Source organism: Burkholderia sp. MSHR3999 (assembly GCF_000833595.1).
In the GTDB taxonomy this organism is placed as follows: domain Bacteria; phylum Pseudomonadota; class Gammaproteobacteria; order Burkholderiales; family Burkholderiaceae; genus Burkholderia; species Burkholderia ubonensis.
The window spans coordinates 186,883-205,648 of sequence record NZ_JRFO01000002.1 but is presented as its reverse complement, the minus strand read 5'-3'; the positions used below and the strand labels follow the sequence as shown (position 1 = coordinate 205,648).

At 68.7% G+C, this 18,766-nt stretch carries 14 protein-coding genes; 3 read left to right on the top strand and 11 right to left on the bottom strand.

The window, feature by feature from the left end; genetic code table 11:
• Positions 1 to 34 precede the first annotated feature (34 nt).
• From KY49_RS11655 to prpB, 5 genes are all read right to left on the bottom strand, one after another.
• Complete coding sequence (locus KY49_RS11655; RefSeq protein WP_042584988.1) at positions 35 to 1,096, bottom strand: CaiB/BaiF CoA transferase family protein; 1,062 nt, start codon at positions 1,094 to 1,096, stop codon at positions 35 to 37.
• Positions 1,097 to 1,221: 125 nt separating this feature from the next.
• The gene (gene prpF / locus KY49_RS11650) at positions 1,222 to 2,412 is read right to left on the bottom strand and encodes a 2-methylaconitate cis-trans isomerase PrpF (protein WP_042584823.1); all 1,191 of its coding nucleotides are present in this window, start codon (positions 2,410 to 2,412) and stop codon (positions 1,222 to 1,224) included.
• Between the two features lie 16 nt (positions 2,413 to 2,428).
• Complete coding sequence (acnD, locus tag KY49_RS11645; protein WP_042584822.1) at positions 2,429 to 5,026, bottom strand: Fe/S-dependent 2-methylisocitrate dehydratase AcnD; 2,598 nt, start codon at positions 5,024 to 5,026, stop codon at positions 2,429 to 2,431.
• 64 nt (positions 5,027 to 5,090) lie between these two features.
• On the bottom strand, positions 5,091 to 6,263 hold the full coding sequence (prpC, locus tag KY49_RS11640; protein WP_042584821.1) for a bifunctional 2-methylcitrate synthase/citrate synthase: 1,173 nt from the start codon (positions 6,261 to 6,263) through the stop codon (positions 5,091 to 5,093).
• 49 nt (positions 6,264 to 6,312) lie between these two features.
• Positions 6,313 to 7,206 carry a methylisocitrate lyase gene (prpB, locus tag KY49_RS11635; protein ID WP_042584820.1) on the bottom strand — a complete coding sequence of 298 codons (894 nt, stop codon included), beginning with the start codon at positions 7,204 to 7,206 and terminating at the stop codon, positions 6,313 to 6,315.
• Positions 7,207 to 7,377: 171 nt separating this feature from the next.
• On the opposite strand from prpB, the gene prpR reads away from it, so the two are divergent.
• Entirely contained in the window at positions 7,378 to 9,363 is a 1,986-nt protein-coding gene (gene prpR / locus KY49_RS11630; RefSeq protein WP_042584819.1) for a propionate catabolism operon regulatory protein PrpR, read from the top strand.
• A gap of 51 nt (positions 9,364 to 9,414) precedes the next feature.
• On the opposite strand, the gene KY49_RS11625 is transcribed toward prpR, so the two are convergent.
• Positions 9,415 to 10,263 (bottom strand): ureidoglycolate lyase, encoded by an 849-nt coding sequence (locus KY49_RS11625; RefSeq protein ID WP_042584818.1) that lies wholly within the window; start codon positions 10,261 to 10,263, stop codon positions 9,415 to 9,417.
• Positions 10,264 to 10,813: 550 nt separating this feature from the next.
• Here KY49_RS11625 and KY49_RS11620 point away from each other — a divergent pair.
• Positions 10,814 to 11,635: an IclR family transcriptional regulator gene (locus KY49_RS11620; protein ID WP_042584817.1), complete on the top strand. Its 822-nt coding sequence runs from the start codon at positions 10,814 to 10,816 to the stop codon at positions 11,633 to 11,635.
• A 218-nt stretch (positions 11,636 to 11,853) separates the two neighbouring features.
• The gene (locus KY49_RS11615) at positions 11,854 to 12,405 is read left to right on the top strand and encodes a hypothetical protein (RefSeq protein WP_042584816.1); all 552 of its coding nucleotides are present in this window, start codon (positions 11,854 to 11,856) and stop codon (positions 12,403 to 12,405) included.
• 465 nt (positions 12,406 to 12,870) lie between these two features.
• Here the strand turns inward: KY49_RS11615 and KY49_RS11610 are convergent, their stop codons facing one another.
• The 5 genes from KY49_RS11610 to KY49_RS11590 all read right to left on the bottom strand — a co-directional run bounded on the left by KY49_RS11610 (position 12,871) and on the right by KY49_RS11590 (position 18,582).
• Positions 12,871 to 15,231 (bottom strand): bifunctional acetate--CoA ligase family protein/GNAT family N-acetyltransferase, encoded by a 2,361-nt coding sequence (locus KY49_RS11610; RefSeq protein ID WP_042584815.1) that lies wholly within the window; start codon positions 15,229 to 15,231, stop codon positions 12,871 to 12,873.
• Between the two features lie 561 nt (positions 15,232 to 15,792).
• Complete coding sequence (locus tag KY49_RS11605) at positions 15,793 to 16,083, bottom strand: H-NS histone family protein (RefSeq protein WP_010090142.1); 291 nt, start codon at positions 16,081 to 16,083, stop codon at positions 15,793 to 15,795.
• 104 nt (positions 16,084 to 16,187) lie between these two features.
• Positions 16,188 to 16,475, bottom strand: coding sequence for a hypothetical protein (locus KY49_RS11600; protein WP_175550693.1), 288 nt, complete (start codon positions 16,473 to 16,475; stop codon positions 16,188 to 16,190).
• A 61-nt stretch (positions 16,476 to 16,536) separates the two neighbouring features.
• Entirely contained in the window at positions 16,537 to 17,079 is a 543-nt protein-coding gene (locus KY49_RS11595; protein ID WP_042584814.1) for a hypothetical protein, read from the bottom strand.
• A gap of 39 nt (positions 17,080 to 17,118) precedes the next feature.
• Positions 17,119 to 18,582, bottom strand: a complete 1,464-nt coding sequence (locus tag KY49_RS11590) for a sigma-54 interaction domain-containing protein (RefSeq protein WP_042584813.1) — start codon at positions 18,580 to 18,582, stop codon at positions 17,119 to 17,121.
• Positions 18,583 to 18,766: the final 184 nt, after the last annotated feature.

The window sequence follows — 18,766 nt, the reverse complement described above, 5'->3', positions numbered from 1 at the left end:
TGCGCCGGTCGCGGGTTTGCACATGGACGCGCCCCTATTCCGCTTCGCCGCCCGCCAGCGGCAGGAAACGCGGAGCAACGCGCGCGCGCACGACGCCTTGCGCGTCGGCCTCGTAAATCCCGCGCGCGACATTGTGCGGATGCTCCGCCGCCTCCGCGACGCTCAGCACCGGCGCGAAGCACGCGTCGCTGCCCTCCAGCAGCGCGCGCCAGTGCGCCAACGGCTGCCGCGCGAACACCTCCGCGAAACGCGCCTTCAGCGCCGGCCAATGCGCGCGGTCGTACTGCGACGCCGGATCGACGTCCGTCAGCCCGAGCCGCTCGACCAGCAGCGCATAGAACGGCGGCTCGAGCGCGCCGATCGTCACGCATTCGCCGTCCGCGCAGCGGTAGACGTCGTAGAACGGCGCGTCGTGAAACAGGCTCGGCTGCGCGCCGTCGAGCTGGCCGTTCGCGCGCGCCCACAGCGCGAGCGTGCCGAGCATCGCGACGATGTCGACGATCGCGCCGTCGACCACCCGCCCCGGCCCGCCAGCCCGCACGTCGAACAGCGCGCAGACGATCCCGAACGCGAGCCCGAGCGCGCCGCCCGCGTCACCGACGACGGTCGGCGGCAGGCCGGGCTTGGCGCTGTCCGCGCCGCGCGGCGCGGCGAGCGACAGCAGGCCCGTCAACGCGACGTAGTTCAGGTCATGGCCGGCGGCAGCGGAGAGCGGCCCTGTCTGGCCCCAGCCGGTCATCCGGCCATAGACGAGCCGGGGGTTATGCGGTGCGCAATCCGCCGGCCCGAGCCCGAGGCGCTCCATCACGCCGGGCCGCAGCCCTTCGATCAGCGCGTCGGCGCGTGAAATCAGCGCGAGCGCTTCGTCACGCCCCGCCGGCGTTTTCAGGTCGAGCGGGACGATCGTCTTGCCTTCGCGCAGCAGGTCGCCGTCGCGGCCCTGCAGCGCGTCGGGCGCGCTCGTGCGGCCCGCCGGACGCGCGATCAGCGTGACCCGCGCGCCCATCCCGGCGAGGATCCGGCCCGCGAGCGGGCCGGGGCCGAGACCTTCGAATTCGACGATATGAACGCCCGTCAGCGGCGATTCGAGCGGCATGCGGTTCTCCATGCTTGGCGGTCGGTGGGCGTTTGCGACGGACGCCCCCTCAAACGAAAAATCCCTGCTCGGCGGGGTCCGCTTCGCAGGGATCGGCAGGGCCTGTTCACGCTGATCGCGCCGCGTCAGAACGCATCCCCCGGCACGCGCACCCACCCTTCCATCAGCACGCGCGCGCTGCGGCTCATGATCGCCTTGGTGACGGTCCACTCGCCGTTTTCCAGTTTCGCTTCCGCGCCGACCCGCAGCGTGCCCGACGGATGCCCGAAGCGCACCGCCTGACGCTCGCCGCCGCCCGCCGCCAGATTGACGAGCGTGCCCGGAATCGCGGCGGCCGTGCCGATCGCGACCGCCGCCGTGCCCATCATCGCGTGATGCAGCTTGCCCATCGACATCGCGCGCACCAGCAGGTCGACGTCGGCGGCCGCGACGCGCTTGCCGCTCGACGCGACATAGTCGGCCGGCTTCGCGACGAACGCGATCTTCGGCGTGTGCTGCCGCGTCGCGATCTCGTCGAGCGTGTCGATCAGGCCGATGCGCAGCGCGCCGTGCGCGCGAATCGTCTCGAACTTCTCGAGCGCCTGCGCGTCGCCGTTGATCGCGTCCTGCAGCTCGGTGCCCGTGTAGCCGATCGCCTCCGCGTCGACGAAGATCGTCGGAATCCCCGCGTTGATCATCGTCGCCTTCAGCGTGCCGAGGCCCGGCACCGCGAGATCGTCGACGAGGTTGCCGGTCGGGAACATCGCGCCGCCCGCGCCTTCCTCGTCGGCGGCCGGGTCCATGAACTCGAGCTGCACCTCCGCCGCCGGGAACGTGACGCCGTCCAGTTCGAAGTCGCCGGTTTCCTGCACCGCGCCGTTCGTGATCGGCACATGGGCGACGATCGTCTTGCCGATGTTCGCCTGCCAGATCCGCACGGTCGCAATGCCGTCGCGCGGCACGCGCGACGGATCGACGAGGCCGCCGCCGATCGCGAACGGGCCGACCGCCGCCGACAGGTTGCCGCAGTTGCCGGTCCAGTCGACGAACGCCTTGTCGATCGACACCTGGCCGAACAGGTAGTCGACGTCGTGGCCGGGCCGCGTGCTCTTCGACACGATCACCGTCTTGCTGGTGGACGACGTCGCGCCGCCCATCCCGTCGATCTGCTTGCCGTACGGGTCGGGGCTGCCGATCACGCGCAGCAGCAGCGCGTCGCGCGCGGCGCCGGGCGCCTGCGCGGCCTCGGGCAGGTCCTGCAGGCGGAAGAACACGCCCTTGCTGGTGCCGCCGCGCAGGTAAGCCGCGGGAATCCTGATTTGAGGAATATGAGCCATGTCCGTGTTGTCCCTGTCAAGCCGCCGCCTGCGACGATTCGAGGAAGTCCTGCGCGAAGCGCTGCAACACGCCGCCCGCGTCGTAGATCGACACTTCCTCGGCCGTATCGAGCCGGCACGTGACCGGCACCTCGACGCGCTCGCCGTTCTTCCGATGGATCACGAGCGTCAGGTCCGCGCGCGGCGTGCGCGCGCCGACCACGTCGAAGGTCTCGGTGCCGTCGATGCCGAGCGTCGTCCGGTTGGTGCCCGGCTTGAACTCGAGCGGCAGCACGCCCATCCCGATCAGGTTCGTGCGGTGAATCCGCTCGAAGCCTTCGGCGACGATCGCCTCGACGCCCGCGAGCCGCACGCCCTTCGCGGCCCAGTCGCGCGACGAGCCCTGGCCGTAGTCGGCCCCGGCGACGACGATCAGCGGCTGCTTGCGATTCATGTACGTCTCGATCGCTTCCCACATCCGCATGACCTTGCCGTCCGGCTCGACGCGCGCGAGCGAGCCCTTCTTCACCGCGCCGTCGACCACCGCCATCTCGTTGACGAGCGTCGGGTTCGCGAAGGTCGCGCGCTGCGCGGTCAGGTGGTCGCCCCGGTGCGTCGCGTACGAGTTGAAGTCCTCTTCCGGCAGGCCCATCTTCGCGAGGTATTCGCCGGCGGCGCTATTCGCGAGGATCGCGTTCGACGGCGACAGGTGGTCGGTCGTGATGTTGTCGCCGAGCACCGCGAGCGGGCGCATGCCCTTGAGCGTGCGCTCGCCGGCCAGCGCCCCTTCCCAGTATGGCGGGCGGCGGATGTAGGTGCTCTGCGGCCGCCAGTCGTACAGTGGCGCCGCGCGCTCGCCCGCATCGGCGCTGCGCGCGAACATCGGCTCGTAGACCTTGCGGAACTGCTCGGGCTTCACGCTCGACGCGACGATCGCATCGATCTCCTCGTCGGTCGGCCAGATGTCCTTCAGCGTGACCGGCTTGCCGTCCTGGTCGTGGCCGAGCACGTCCTTCTCGATGTCGAAGCGGATCGTGCCGGCGATCGCATATGCGACCACGAGCGGCGGCGACGCGAGGAACGCCTGCTTCGCATACGGATGGATGCGGCCGTCGAAGTTGCGGTTGCCGGACAGCACGGCGGTCGCGTACAGGTCGCGATCGACGATCTCCTGCTGGATCTTCGGATCGAGCGCGCCCGACATCCCGTTGCAGGTCGTGCACGCGAACGCGACGATGCCGAAGCCGAGCTTCTCGAGTTCGGGCAGCAGGTTCGCTTCTTCCAGATACAGCTCGACCGCCTTCGAGCCCGGCGCGAGCGAGCTCTTCACCCACGGCTTGCGCGTCAGGCCCTTCGCGTTCGCGTTGCGCGCGAGCAAGGCAGCTGCGATCACGTTGCGCGGGTTGCTGGTGTTCGTGCAGCTCGTGATCGCGGCGATGATCACCGCGCCGTCGGGCATCTCGCCCGCCTTCTCTTCCCACTGGCCGGCGATGCCGCGCGCGGCAAGGTCGGACGTCGGCAGCCGCTTGTGCGGGTTCGACGGGCCGGCCATGTTGCGCACGACGGACGACAGGTCGAACGTCAGCGTGCGCTCGTACTGCGCGTGCTGCAGCGTATCGGCCCACAGGCCCGCCGCCTTCGCGTAGGTCTCGACGAGCTTCACCTGCTCGTCGCTGCGGCCGGTGAGGCGCAGGTAGTCGATCGTCTGGCCGTCGATGAAGAACATCGCGGCCGTCGCGCCATATTCGGGCGCCATGTTCGAGATCGTCGCGCGGTCGCCGAGCGTGAGGCTCGCCGCGCCTTCCCCGCGGAATTCGAGGTACGCGCCGACCACCTTTTCCTTGCGCAGGAACTCCGTCAGCGCGAGCACGACGTCGGTCGCGGTGATGCCGGGCTGGCGCTTGCCGGTCAGCTCGACGCCGACGATGTCGGGCAGGCGCATCCACGACGCGCGGCCGAGCATCACGTTCTCGGCTTCGAGGCCGCCGACGCCGATCGCGATCACGCCGAGCGCGTCGACGTGCGGCGTGTGGCTGTCGGTGCCGACGCAGGTGTCCGGATACGCTACGCCGTCCTGCGCCTGGATCACCGGCGACATCTTCTCCAGGTTGATCTGGTGCATGATGCCGTTGCCCGGCGGGATCACGTCGACGTTCTCGAACGCCTTCTTCGTCCACTCGATGAAGTGGAAGCGGTCCTCGTTGCGGCGATCCTCGATCGCGCGGTTCTTCGCGAACGCGTCCGGGTCGAAGCCGCCGCACTCGACGGCGAGCGAGTGATCGACGATCAGCTGCACGGGCACGACCGGGTTCACCTTCGCCGGGTCGCCGCCGCGCTCGGCGATCGCGTCGCGCAGGCCCGCGAGATCGACGAGCGCGGTCTGGCCGAGGATGTCGTGGCACACGACGCGCGCCGGGAACCACGGGAAATCGCGTTCGCGCTTGCGCTCGACGATCTGCTGCAGCGAAGCGGCGAGGATCGCCGGATCGCAGCGGCGCACGAGGTTTTCGGCGAGCACGCGCGACGTGTACGGCAGCGTGTCGTAGGCGCCGGGCGCGATCGCTTCGACCGCGGCGCGCGCGTCGAAGTAGTCCAGCGACGTGCCGGGCAGGGGTTTGCGGTAGGCGGTATTCATGATGTGGGGGAAAGCTGGGGATTCATGAGCGGGGGAAGCCGGCCGGCCTCCCCCGGGCGCCCGATCAGCGCTTCTCGATCGGCACGAACTGCAGGTCTTCCGGGCCCGTGTAGTTCGCGCTCGGGCGGATGATCTTGTTGTCGATGCGCTGCTCGATGACGTGCGCGCTCCAGCCGGACGTGCGCGAGATCACGAACAGCGGCGTGAACATCGCGGTCGGCACGCCCATCATGTGATACGACACCGCGCTGAACCAGTCGAGATTCGGGAACATCTTCTTCGCGTCCCACATCACCGATTCGAGGCGCTCGGCGATGTTGTACAGCTTCAGGTCGCCCGCTTCCTTCGACAGCTTGTGCGCGACGCCCTTGATCACCTTGTTGCGCGGATCGGAGATCGTGTAGACCGGGTGGCCGAAGCCGATCACGACTTCCTTGTTCTCGACGCGGCGGCGGATGTCGGCTTCCGCCTCGTCCGGCGAGCGGTAGCGGCTCTGCACCTCGAATGCGACTTCGTTCGCGCCGCCGTGCTTCGGCCCGCGCAGCGCGCCGATCGCGCCGGTGATCGCCGAGTAGATGTCCGAGCCCGTGCCCGCGATCACGCGGCCGGTGAACGTCGACGCGTTGAACTCGTGCTCCGCGTACAGGATCAGCGACGTGTGCATCGCGTCGACCCACGACTTCGACGGGGCCTTGCCGTGCAGCAGGTGCAGGAAGTGGCCGCCGATCGAGTCGTCGTCGGTTTCCGTCTCGATGCGCTTGCCGTTGTGCGAGAAGTGATACCAGTACAGCAGCATCGAGCCGAGCGACGCCATCAGGCGGTCGGCGATGTCGCGCGCGCCCGGCAGGTTGTGATCGTCCTTCTCCGGCAGCACGGTGCCGAGCACCGACACGCCGGTGCGCATCACGTCCATCGGGTGCGCGGACGCCGGGATCTGCTCGAGCGCCGCCTTCAGCGCGTTCGGCAGGCCGCGCATCGCGCGCAGCTTCGCCTTGTAGGCGGCCAGTTCGGTCAGGTTCGGCAGCGTCTCGTGCACGAGCAAATGCGCGATTTCCTCGAACTCGCACGACTCGGCGACGTCGAGGATGTCGTAGCCGCGGTAATGCAGATCGTTGCCGGTCTTGCCAACGGTGCAGAGCGCCGTGTTGCCGGCCGCCACGCCCGACAGCGCGACCGACTTCTTCGGCTTGAACGCGCCTGCGGCGGCCGGTGCTGCTGCGTCTTTCGTCTCGCTCATGTTTCCGTTCTCCAAATTCAGAATCGTGTCTCGTGGGGTGCGGGCCGCGTTACTTCTTGCCCTGCGCGAACAGCTCGTCGAGCTTCCGCTCGTATTCGTGATAGCCGAGGAAGTCGTACAGCTCGGCGCGCGTCTGCATCGTCGGCACGGCCGCCTTTTGCGTGCCGTCGCGGCGCAGCGTCTCGTAGAAATTCAGCGCGGCCTTGTTCATCGCGCGATACGCGCCGCAGCAGTACAGCGCGATGTCGACGTTCGCCTCGCGCAGCTCGTCGAGCGTGAAGAGCGGCGTCGAGCCGAATTCGGTCAGGTTCGCGAGGATCGGCACCTTCACCGCGGCCTTGAAGCGGCGATAGTCGTCGAGCGTCTTCATCGCTTCCGGGAAGATCATGTCCGCGCCGGCTTCGACGTAGGCCACCGCGCGCTCGATCGCCGCGTCGATCCCTTCGGCGGCGGCCGCGTCGGTGCGGGCCATGATCACGAACTGGTCGTCGGTGCGCGCATCGACCGCGGCCTTGACGCGATCGACCATTTCCTCGGTCGGCACGACTTCCTTGCCCGGGCGGTGGCCGCAGCGCTTCTGGCCGACCTGGTCCTCGAGGTGCACGGCGGCGACGCCGGCCTTGATGAACGAGCGGACCGTGCGCGCGATGTTGAACGCGCCGCCCCAGCCCGTATCGATGTCGACGAGCAGCGGCAGGTCGGTCGCGTTGGTGATCCGGTTCGCGTCGATCAGCACGTCTTCCATCGTGCTGATGCCGAGGTCGGGGATGCCGAGCGAATTCGCGGCGACGCCGCCGCCCGACAGGTAGACGGCCTTGAAGCCGACGGCCTGGGCCATCTTGGCCGCGTAGGCGGTGATCGCGCCGACCACCTGCAGCGGCTGCTCGGCCGCGACTGCCGCGCGGAATTTCGCGCCGGCGCTTTGAAGATGCGTGTTGCTCATGAACGGCCTCCTGATGGAATGCCTGCTACACAGCAAGTACCGGGCCAGCTCGCGTGCCGCCGCTAACCCACTGATTCTTAAGCAACCGGCCGCGTGCCGCCGTGGCCGATTGATTTCAATTTGGAAATTTCGCGTTCCAAAAATGAAATCGCGCGCGCATAATCGTTCGTCATGGACCTCTCCTTGATCAAGCCCGTCGGCCCCGCCGACCGCGCGGTGCGGCCGCGCATCTGGGCGATGGGCATCAGCCGCCTGCGGGATCTCTTTCGCGAGATCGCCGGCGAATTCGACGAACGCGCCGACGTGCGCATCGTGTCGCGCGCGTATGAAGAGGCGCTCAACGCGATCGCGGAGGCCGGCGCCGCGCGGCCCGACGTGATCGTCGCGGCCGGCTCGAACGGCAGCTTCCTGAAAACGCGCGCGCCGGTGCCGGTCGTGGTCGTCACGCCGACCGGCTTCGACGTGATGCAGGCGCTCGCGCGGGCCCGGCGCGACGCGTCGCGGATCGCGCTCGTCAGCGTCGGCGAGACGCCGCCCGAGGTGCGCCGCTTCGTCGCCGCGTACGGCCTCGACGTCGAGTTTGCGTCATATCAGTCCGCGCAGGAAGCGGAAACCTGCGTGCACGACCTGCGCGACCGCGGCATCGAGACGATCGTCGGCCCCGGCCTCGTCACCGACCTGGCCGCGAGCGCCGGCATGGGCGCCGTGTTCCTGTATTCGCATGCGTCGGTGCGCAAGGCCGTCGACACCGCGCTCGAAGTCGCCTATGCGACGCACGCGGAGGCGCTGCGCCGCCAGCGCCTCGACAACCTGCTCCAGCACCTGCGCGACGGCGTCGTCGCGCTCGATGCGCGCGGGCGCGTCGAGGCGATCAACGAGCGGCTCGCGCTCGCGCTCGGGGTCGAACCCGCGGCGGCCGTCGGGCGCGCGCTGGTCGACCTGACGCCGGAGCTGCGCACGCTGCGCGGCGACGACGGCGACGCGCTCGCGACCGTGCGCGGCGTGCGCTACGTCGTGCACCGCGGCCCGCTCGTCGATCGCGGCGTCACGTCGGGCAGCGTGCTGACCTTCCAGGAATCGCGCGCGGTCGAGCGGCTCGACCGTGCGCTGCGCTCGCAGCCGGGCACGCAGCAGTTCGCGGCGCGCTACACGCTCGACGACGTGGTCGGCGCATCCGCGCCGATGACGCGCGTGCGCGACCTCGTGCGCCGCTATGCGAAATCCGACGCGACCGTGCTCGTGCTCGGCGAGAGCGGCACCGGCAAGGAGATGATCGCGCAGAGCCTGCATGCGCTGTCCGCGCGGCGCAGCTATCCGTTCGTCGCGATCAACTGCGGCGCGTTTCCGGAAGCGCTGCTCGAAAGCGAGCTGTTCGGCTACGAGGAAGGCGCGTTCACCGGCGCGCGGCGCGGCGGCAAGACGGGCCTGTTCGAGGCCGCGCATCGCGGCACGCTGTTCCTCGACGAGATCGGCGAGATGCCGCCGTCGCTGCAGAGCCGGCTGCTGCGCGTGCTGCAGGAGCGCGAGGTGATCCGGCTCGGGTCGACCGAGCCGATCCGCATCGACGTGCGCGTGATCGCCGCGACGCACCGGCCGCTGCTCGCGGCCGTCGAGGACGGCACGTTCCGCGCGGATCTCTACTACCGGCTCAACATCCTGAACGTCGGGCTGCCGCCGCTGCGCGAGCGCCCGGCCGACATTCCCGCGCTCGCGGCCGCGCTGCTGGCGCAGGCCGCGCGGCGCGAGCCGCGGCTCGCGGACAGCCTGCGCGACGCCGGCGACGCGGCGCGCGTGCTCGACGCGGCGCAGGCGATCCTGATGCGCTACCGGTGGCCCGGCAACGTGCGGGAATTGCAGAACGTGATCGAGCGGATCGCGGTGGAGCTGGCGGAGGAAGCAGGCGACGACGGGCAGGCTGCGCCGTGCGGCGTGCTCGATCCCGACGCATTGCAGGCGATCGCGCCGGAACTGTTCGCGAGCTCGGCCGACGCGGGGGCCGATCCGGATGACGCGCCGACACTGCAGGCGCGCCGCCGCCGCGCGGAAGCCGACGAGATCCGCGCGGCGCTCGACGCATGCGGCGGCGATCGCGACCGCGCGTGCGCGATGCTCGGCATCAGCAAGACGACGATGTGGCGAAAGCTGTCCGGCAGGTAGGCGCTGGCTGTTGCGATGCGGCCGGAGCCTATCGGCATGCGGGGCGAATACCTACTGCGCGGCGCGCGTGCGCTGCAGCTGCTCGCCGAGCCCTTCGACGCCGAGCCGCACCGTCTGCCCGGGCTTCAGGTATACCGGCGCCGGCTTGATGCCCATGCCGACGCCCGGCGGCGTGCCGGTCGTGATCACGTCGCCCGGCTGCAGGCGCATGCAGCGCGACAGATACGCGACGAGCTGCGCGACCGTGAACACCATCGTGCGCGTGTTGCCTTGCTGGTAACGACGGCCGTCGACCTCGAGCCACAGGTCGAGCCGCTGCGGATCGGGCACGTCGTCGCGCGTGACGAGCCACGGGCCGATCGGGCCGAACGTGTCGAAGCCCTTGCCCTTGTCCCACTGGCCGCCGCGCTCGAGCTGCCATTCGCGCTCGGACACGTCGTTGACCACGCAATAGCCGGCGACGCAGTCGAGCGCGCGCGCCTCGTCGACGTCCTTGCACGGCGCGCCGATCACGACGCCCAGCTCGACTTCCCAGTCGGTCTTCACCGAGCCTTTCGGAATGTCGATGCCGTCGTTCGGGCCGCAGACCGAGCTCGTCCACTTGCCGAACACGACCGGCTCGGCCGGCACGGGCATCCCCGCCTCCGCCGCGTGATCGGCGTAGTTCAGCCCGATGCCGATGAACTTGCCGATCCGCCCGACGCACGGGCCGATGCGCGGCTCGCCCGGCACGAGCGGCAGCGTCGCCGGATCGAGCGCGCGCAGCCGCGCGAGTCCGGCGTCGGACAGCACGTCGCCGGCGAGATCGTCGACATGCGCCGACAGATCGCGAATCCGGCCGTCCGAGTCGAGCATGCCGGGTTTTTCCTGGCCGGGCAGGCCATAGCGAAGCAGTTTCATCGAACTCAACCTCCGTGATCGGATGTGACAGGATGCCGACGCACGCAACGAACGGGCGGCCGTCGGTTTGCGGGTCGACGCCGGCAAAACGGCGCTCTCGCGCAGCAGCCAGTGTTGCCCGCCGCTCTTTGTACCACCCGCCGCCGGCCATGAAACGACGCGCGACGTATACCGACTATTGAAGCGCACGCTGGCCTTGCGGCGCAGCATCGCCGTTATCCGTCGGGGTCCCGCGCCGGCCCGATCCGCTCCGGGCAACGCGACGTGAATACTCGCCATACGGGCGTCATCGATTCACCGCGACTATTTCGTCACATAAAATAAATATGCATTTTCTTGCAATATTTGTCGCCTGAGCAGCCGCACATACGCGCCAGATTGGTAATAATCAGTAAGAATCTGCAGAATTATTTCCCAATTGTTTATTGTTATGCTCGATCGACGTGCGCTCGCCGGCGCGTACAGGCTTTGCACGTGGGCGTTGCAAAAGCCGTTGCGCGTGCGCTGCCGACCGATCGTAAGCACTTCACCGACCCACGATACCAAGACGATGCAGATGATCAACGACCGGCCCCCCGGTAACGACGCCCATGGAGACGGCGGGGGACTCGAACGCTATCGCGCCCCCGCGCTCGACAAGGGGCTCGACATCCTCGAACTCCTGTCCGAGCAGAAGGAGGGGCTCACCCGCACCGAAATCACGAAGGAACTCGGCCGCAACGCGAGCGAAATCTACCGGATGCTCGAACGCCTGGTCGCGCGCCGCTACGTGATGCGTTCGACGGGCGGCGACCGCTACACGCTGAGCCTCAAGCTGTTCGCGCTCGCCCACCGCCATCCGCCGATGAGCCGCCTGATCGCCGAAGCGCTGCCGCCGATGCAGCGCTTCGCCGATGCGGCGGAACAGTCCTGCCACCTGGCCGTCTACGACCACGGCAACCTGCTCGTGATCGCGCAGGTGGACGGCCCCGGCCCGTGGGGCGTATCGGTGCGGCTCGGCTCGCGCATCGGGCTCGCCGATACCGCGTCGGGACGCGTGACGCTGGCGTTCCAGGCGCCCGAGCAACGCGCGCACATGCTGGCCGAGCACCGCAAGGTCAAGGGCGAAGCGCCGCTCGACGAACAGGAGCTCGTGCAAGCGTGCCAGGCGATCCGCGGCGACGGGTTCCTGTGCCGGGACAGCCGTCAGGCCTATGGCGTCGTCGACATCAGCGTCCCGATCGTCGGCCCGTCCGGCCACGCGATCGCCGCGCTGACCTGCCCGTACATGCGCCGCATCGACGCGCACGCGGCGCCTTCCGTCGACGCGGCAGCCGAGCGCCTGCGCGCCACCGCCGCGACTTTGTCGATGAGCCGCATCGGGCTGAACTGACCGGCGCACGCGAGCGCGTCGGACCGATGCGGGTGCGGCGGCAACGCGCGCCGCGACGCGGCACGCGCGCCGCCGCCGCGTATCGCACATGTTGCACATGTTGCACATGTTGCGCATGGCCGCGATGCTTCGCACGGCCGCGCCATGCAGGGTCGCTACGCTAGAATAGCGGCCCTCTCCAAAACTACGACGGCTGGCGGCGCCGGCTGTCGTGTCTGATGAATGTCATGGCCAAACTTCTGAACGATCTCGAATTCCAGCGTTTCTCCGAACTTCAGCAGAAGCAGGCAAGCTTCACGATCACGCCCGAAGAGGCGGACGAACTGCGCGACATCGTCGCGCGTGCGCAGAAGAAGCGCGACGACCGCGCTGCGGCGATGCAGGCGATCGAAAACTACATCGAGCAATTCGACATCACGCCCGACGAACTCTTCTCGCCCGACCAGATCGGCGACGCCGCCCGCACCTACGGGCTCATCACGGCGACCAAGAAGGAGCGCACGCTGCCGCCGTCGATCACGTTCAACGGCAAGCCGTATCAATGGACCAAGACACTGCCGGACGATGTTCGCGGCGCGCTGTTCGAAGCGTTCAAGGCCGGCGAGTCCGTCAAGCGCTTCATCGCGATGCCGAAGGACGTGGCCCGCTGCGCACTGACGATCGCCCGCCTCGAGCGCGAAACGGGCGCCGTATACGCGGACGCGCACCTGGCCGAACTCGCCATCTCGCGCGAGCAGGTGAACGACGCGGCGACGAAACTGGCCGCCTGACCGGACCGCCGGGCACGGCCGACACCGGCGCGCGCAACGCGACAGCCGGCGCCGTGCCCACGGGAGCACCGCCGGCGCGGCTCCCGAAAAATCTCACCTCAGCCTCCCGCAAGTGCTCACCTGAACGTCCCGAAAGCGCTCACCGAGGGCTCCCGGAACGGCTCACCCGATCCTCGCGCAGACCCACACCACGGCTTCCCGCAGAGGCTCACCATTGCGTCCCGGAAAGGCTCACCGGCGTCTCCCGGAGACGCTCACCGCCCCTTCCCGAAAGGGCTCACCGAAGGCTCCCGAAAAAACTCACTCCTGCGTTCCCGGAAAGGCTCACGCACGGCCCCCGAAAAAGCTCACCTTTGACGCGATGGAGGTGTAAAGGCATCGTTGCCCGCCTTCGCTCGCGCCGCGGCCGGGGGCGAATGTGCGTGCGACATGCCGTATCTGACAACGGAAGACAAGCGCCGCGCGTCACGCCTGCAGCTTCATCCTGAAGCCCACGATGCCGGGCTCCTCCGTCGCACTGACCGTGAACCCGCACGCACGCGCGAGCGCAATCATCGCGGTGTTCTCGCGCAGCGCCTCGCCGATCATCCATGCGGTGCCGCGCGAGCGCGCGTACTCGATGATGCGCGCCATCAACAGGCGCCCGAGCCCCTTGCCCTTCTGGTCCGGCCGAATGCCGATCGCGAACTCGGTCGTCTCGTTGTCCGGGTCGGTCACCGCGCGTACCGCGCCGAGCGTGTGCGACCGGCCTGCCCCGTCGTCGACCGACGCGATGAACGCCATCTCGCGGTCGTAATCGATCTGCGTCATGCGCGCCAGCTGCGAGTGATCGAAGCTGCGCACCGCACCGAAGAAGCGCATCCGCAGATCCTCCGGCGTCATCGCGCCGAGCAGTTCGTTGTGCGCGGCCTCGTCTTCCGGACGGATCGGCCGGATCGTCATCGTGTCGCCCTGCCACGCAAGCGTCTGCTCGAGATGGCGCGGATACGGCATGATCGCGAGCCGGCTGCGCCCCTCCGCCAGCGTGATGCGCGGCGCGATCACCCGCACGCGGTCGGGCAGCACGCGCAGCGTGAGCGACAGCGCGACCACCTCGCGCACGTCGCACACCACCTGCGACAGCGCCGTGAATGCGCCGAGCGCGGGTTCGACCGGCGCGCGGCGTGCATACGGCGAGCGTTCCATCACCGCGCGCGCGAGCACCGTGTTCAGCGGCGGCAGCCCGTAGACGACGAACGGCGCGGACACGCCGTCCGCCGGAGGCACCAGGTAGCGGAATACCGGACCGAAATTCGGGTCGTCGTGCATGTCGACCGTCACGTCGACGACCACGGCATCGCGCGGCTCGTCGGACGGCGCCGCGCCTGGCAGGCCGAAATGCGCCAGCCATTGCAGCGCGGGCTCGCCGGCGAGTTCGTGCCGCCCCGCCTCCAGCCACACGCGCGCCTCCTCCCGCGCGGACGCGATGCATGCCGCCGGCTGCGGCGGCGTGCCTTCGGGCGTCTGCATCAGCAGTTCGCGGCCGAGGTTGTAATCGACGAGGCGCGCATACGCGCGCGCCAGCCGCTGCGGCGTCGTATGCACGGGAATGCCGTTCGCATGCAGCGCGTCGCGCGTCGACGCATCGACCGCGCCGAAGAAGCACGCGAGGATGCCGCGATGCGCATGCTGGCGCGTTTCGATCAGCATGCGCGCCACCGCGTCGGCCGGCGCACTGTGCGACGTCGAATGCACGACGAACAGCGTGCCGGTCTGCGGAAACGGCGCGAGCGCGCGGATCACTGCACCGAAATGCTCGGGGCGCGCGTCGTCGCCGAGCGTCAGCGGATTGCCGGGCGCGCCGAGATGCGGCAGCGCTTGCGCGACGGTCGCCGTTGCCTCCGCCGGCCATTCGGCCAGCACGTCGCGCACCTCCGCGACCGCATCGACCGCGAGCTTCGCGACGCCCGCGTCGCTCGTCACGAGCGTCGCCGCTCCGCGTGCGGCGACGCGGCCGACGCCTAGCGTCTCGATCTCGTCGAGCAGATCGTCGAGTGCGTCGACGCGCACCATCCCCGCGCGCTGGAACGCTGCCGTATACAGCGCGTCGCCCGGGTCCGCGCGGCCGGTGCGCAACGCGAGCACCGGCTTGTTGCGCGCGGCCGCGCGCGCCGCCGACATGAACTTGCGCGCGGCGCGCACGCTGTCGAGCTCGAGCAGGATCGCGCGCGTGCCGGGATCGCTCGCGAGGTAGTCGAGCACGTCGCCCGCATCGACGTCGGCCTCGCCGCCGAGCGCGACGACGTGCGAAAAGCCGAGCCCGCGCGCATCCGCCCAGCCGAGGACGGCGTTCGTCAGCGCGTTCGACTGCGATACCCACGCGACGCCGCCGGAGCGCACCGTATACGCCGGCGCGCCGAAATGCGCATGCCGCGCCGGCGACAGCACGCCGAGACTGCCCGGCCCGACGATACGGAGGACGAACGGCTTCGCCGCCTTGAGCGCGCGATCGAGCGCCGCGCGATGCGCACTGGTGCGCGCCTCGCCGACGATCACCGCGACGCGCGCGCCGAGGACGCCGAGCTTGTGCACGATGCCGGGCCACGTCGCGGGCGGCGTGCAGATCACCGCGACCGACGGCGGCGCGGGCAACCGGTCGACGTCCGGCACGACCTTGTAGCCGTTCAGCGCGTCGTATTTCGGATTGACGGGCCACACGGCCCCCTGGAACGCGCCGTCGAGCACGCGCGCCCACACCATCGCGCCGATGCTGCCTGCGCGCGGCGACGCGCCGACGACCGCAACGGATTTGGGCTGAAACAGCGCATCGAGATGGCGAACGGTCACATCGGCTCCATACGGTAACGAAAGATGGCCGGACCCGGATGCGGCTCGACGAGCCGCCGTCCGGCCTGCGCGAATTCAAAGCATAGGCGAACCGTTCGCGGCTGCCTATATGCCGAACGGCCGACTACTCGACCTCGGTCAAGCCCTGCACCATGTACGGGCGTCCGGCATGCTGCGTCACGCGAAACGCGAACGCGTTCGTCCGCGCCTGTCCGGCAATGGTGAGGATTTACAGGAGCCAAGGTGAGAACGTTCGGGAATTGCGCACGTGAATGCGCGAAACGGCGAAAGGTGATGGAAACATCGTCGGCGCATGCACCGCGCAATTCGCCTGCGGATACGCACATGCGACACGCGATTGCGCGGCGGTTTACCGGAAATCGGCGCGAAACGTGGATAAATCGCGGTGATTTGCCGAAACGGCACGCGGCAATCGCGCAGCAGCGCGCCACGCTTCGGGGGATTCAATTGATCGGCGCGCGCACCAAAACAAAACGGTGCGATGGCCATCCGGCCATGCGCACCGTCAGTCAGCGCGGGAAAGGTGAGACTTTTCGGGAATCAGTCCTTGATCAGGAAACGCGCGCGGTTCTTGCCGAGCCATGCCGGCGCGCGGCCGCGGCCGCTCCACGTTTCGCCGGTCTTCGGATGGCGATATTTCGGCGGCAGCGGACGCTTGGCCTTGACAGGGGCGCCCGTGGAACGGAAGCCGAGTTCCTCCGGCGTAATGTCGAATTCCTCGATCTTCGCCCGGATCGCAGCGATCGCGTCGGCGATCGCCTTTTCGCGTTCCTTATCGATCTTCTGCTGAAGTTTTTCGAGTTGCGCTGTCAGTTGCCGGTAGGTCGCCATATGGATGGGATTCCCTGAGTGTTATTTATGAAAAATAGGTGACTCGAAGCAAATAGAAAAGGGGTCTGCGCGATCGGGAGATTTCTCCGGCTGAGAAAACGGGATCAATAACCGCTTTTTCTCTTGCATGCGAAGAGAAGACTCCGCACGCCGCCGTCGACCGATTGCTGAAGCACGTCGAATTCACCGTTGCAGGTGGCGCGCGCGTTGTCCATGCAATTGCCCCATGAATCGCCGCTCGTGCATTGCACCAACGTGGTCGGACGGCCATCCGAAGTAAATAGCGGAGCACTTCCGCCGCATCCCCCGAGCACCGCCAGCAAGACAATCGCCCCGGCCCGCCGCAACAACGCGTCGGGCCTTCGACAGACCGACGCAAGCATGTGTTTCATTGTTCTTTCCGTCAACCTTTTTTTAAATGTCGCGAGTATGCCATGCGCCCCTGCACGCTCGTCAATTCGGCGCCCGGTCGGGTTGCGCGCGGGTCTTGTACGGCACCGACCGGCGCGGATCGTCTGTGATGCGAACGAAAACCTGCTCGACGTCGGGCAGCGCCGCCAATTCGCGTTGCAGCGCCGCGCGATCGAACGACGCGTCCGCACACCCTTCCACGTAGACGAAGCGCCGCTGCACGGTGATCCACAGGCTCGTGCCGCTCAGCCGCGTCGCGCCGGCGAAGCGCGCCTTCGCCGCAGCCGCGATCGGCGCGTCGTACATATACGAATTCGGCTTCGTGCAGCGATGCGCGAGCCAGCAGGTCGTGCCGCGCTCGGCGCGGTAATGCGCGTCGTCCTCCATCTCCGCGCGGGTCATCCACGGCCCGAGCGGCAACGGGCATTCGGCGACGTCGCGCGAGAGCGCGACGAACGGGTCGTTGTACCAATTGCGTCGCATCGTCTGTTCGCCCGCCGCATCCGGTTGCGCGAGCACGGATGCCGCCAGCGCGGACGCCGCCAGCGTCACGCCCAGCCACCACGCGATGCAGGTTCGCTTCATCGTCGCCTCCTCGTTCGAGCCGCGCCGGAAACGCGCGCGCTAGTCGATGCCCAGCGCCGCCAGCTTCTTGTAAAACGTCGCGCGCCCGATGCCGACGCGTGCGGCGGCGTCCACCACCTTGCCGTTGCATGCGGTGAGCGCGTCGGCGAGGAACTGGCGCTCCCATGCCGCCAACGCGTCCGCGTACGACACGGCGGATGCGGCAGGCGCCGCGCCTGCTTCAGGTTCGGCCTCCGCCTGCGCGGGCGGCATGCCGTCGGGCTGCGCGCGCGCAGGCCCGAGAAACGGCGCGAGCGCCCGTGCGTCGATCACCGAGCGGTCGGACAGCATCAGCGCGCGCTCGAGCGTATTGCGCAGTTCGCGCACGTTGCCGGGCCACGGATACGCGCACAGCATCCGCAGCGCATCGTCGGTGAGCTCGCAGTGCGCGGCGCGCCCGTGCTGGGCAGCGAGCTCCTCGAGCGTCGCGTAGACGAGCGCCGCGATGTCGGACGCGCGCTCGCGCAGCGGCGGCGCGTGAATCGTCAGCACGTTGAGCCGGTAATAGAGATCGGCGCGAAAGCGGCCGGCCGCCACGAGCGCGGGCAGGTCGGCCGAGGTCGCCGCGATGATCCGCACGTCGGCGCGCACGATGCGGTTCGAGCCGACGGGCTCGAATTCCTTGTCCTGCAGCACGCGCAGCAGCTTGCCCTGCAGCGGCAGCGGCATGTCGCCGATCTCGTCGAGGAACAGCGTGCCGCGGTCGGCCAGCTCGAACTTGCCGACCCGCCCCTTGCGGTCGGCGCCCGTATAGGCGCCGGGCGCCGCGCCGAAGAACTCGGTCTCGAGCAGCGCATCGGGGATCGCGGCGACGTTGACCGTCACGAGCGGCTGGAGCGCACGCGCCGACGCCGCATGGATCGCGTGCGCGAGCAGCTCCTTGCCGGTGCCGGTTTCGCCGAGCAGCAGCACCGGCGAATCGACCTGCGCGGCGCGGCGCGCCTGGCGCTTCGTCTCGAGGCTCGCCGGGCTCGTGCCGACGAAGCTCGCGAACGTGTATTTCGCGCGACGCGCCTGTGCAAGCGAACGCTGCGTCGCGAGCAGTTGCTGCTGCAGCTGCACGTAACGGGAAAAGATCGGCGTGAGCGTCTTCAACTGGTCGAACAGCGCGAAGCCGATCGCGCCGACCGTCTCGCCCGCCTCGTTCTTCAACGGCAGGCGGGTCACGACGAGCGGCTCGCGGCCCGTCTCCATGATGTCGAGCAGGATCGGCTGCCCGGTCGACACGACCTCGCGCATCAGGCTGTGCGGGATCACCGCCTCGCAATCGAGGCCGACCGCCTGCTGCGGATCGGCGAAACCGAAACGCGCCGCATAGCGCTCGTTCATCCACACGATGCGCGCGTCACGGTCGACGATCAGCGTGCCGGCGCTCGAATCCTCGAACGTCCTGAACAGCGATTCGGCGGCGCGCAGCAGCACGTCGCCGTAATCGACGGGCAAGCGGGGCCAGTCGTTCATCATCGTGTCGTCGTCTCCGTGTATTGCTTTTGGGTATCGTCCGGGACTGTCTCCAGAACGAGACGGATTATCTCATTCCGGAGACTGCCCGCAATGCCTTGCCCGCTCACGTTCGGCAAGCATGTCCAGGTCGTCCGGGCGGGAAATTCGTCTCCACGCAGAGACGATTTATGTAGAATCGCCTGAA

Coding starts and splice junctions, on each gene's coding strand:
- prpC (WP_042584821.1), bottom strand. CDS start 6,263: ATGAGCGAGACGAAAGACGCAGCAGCACCGGCCGCCGCAGGCGCGTTC.
- prpB (WP_042584820.1), bottom strand. CDS start 7,206: ATGAGCAACACGCATCTTCAAAGCGCCGGCGCGAAATTCCGCGCGGCA.
- KY49_RS11605 (WP_010090142.1), bottom strand. CDS start 16,083: ATGGCGACCTACCGGCAACTGACAGCGCAACTCGAAAAACTTCAGCAG.
- KY49_RS11600 (WP_175550693.1), bottom strand. CDS start 16,475: ATGAAACACATGCTTGCGTCGGTCTGTCGAAGGCCCGACGCGTTGTTG.
- acnD (WP_042584822.1), bottom strand. CDS start 5,026: ATGAATACCGCCTACCGCAAACCCCTGCCCGGCACGTCGCTGGACTAC.
- KY49_RS11595 (WP_042584814.1), bottom strand. CDS start 17,079: ATGAAGCGAACCTGCATCGCGTGGTGGCTGGGCGTGACGCTGGCGGCG.
- prpF (WP_042584823.1), bottom strand. CDS start 2,412: ATGGCTCATATTCCTCAAATCAGGATTCCCGCGGCTTACCTGCGCGGC.
- prpR (WP_042584819.1), top strand. CDS start 7,378: ATGGACCTCTCCTTGATCAAGCCCGTCGGCCCCGCCGACCGCGCGGTG.
- KY49_RS11620 (WP_042584817.1), top strand. CDS start 10,814: ATGCAGATGATCAACGACCGGCCCCCCGGTAACGACGCCCATGGAGAC.
- KY49_RS11625 (WP_042584818.1), bottom strand. CDS start 10,263: ATGAAACTGCTTCGCTATGGCCTGCCCGGCCAGGAAAAACCCGGCATG.
- KY49_RS11655 (WP_042584988.1), bottom strand. CDS start 1,096: ATGCCGCTCGAATCGCCGCTGACGGGCGTTCATATCGTCGAATTCGAA.
- KY49_RS11615 (WP_042584816.1), top strand. CDS start 11,854: ATGAATGTCATGGCCAAACTTCTGAACGATCTCGAATTCCAGCGTTTC.
- KY49_RS11590 (WP_042584813.1), bottom strand. CDS start 18,582: ATGATGAACGACTGGCCCCGCTTGCCCGTCGATTACGGCGACGTGCTG.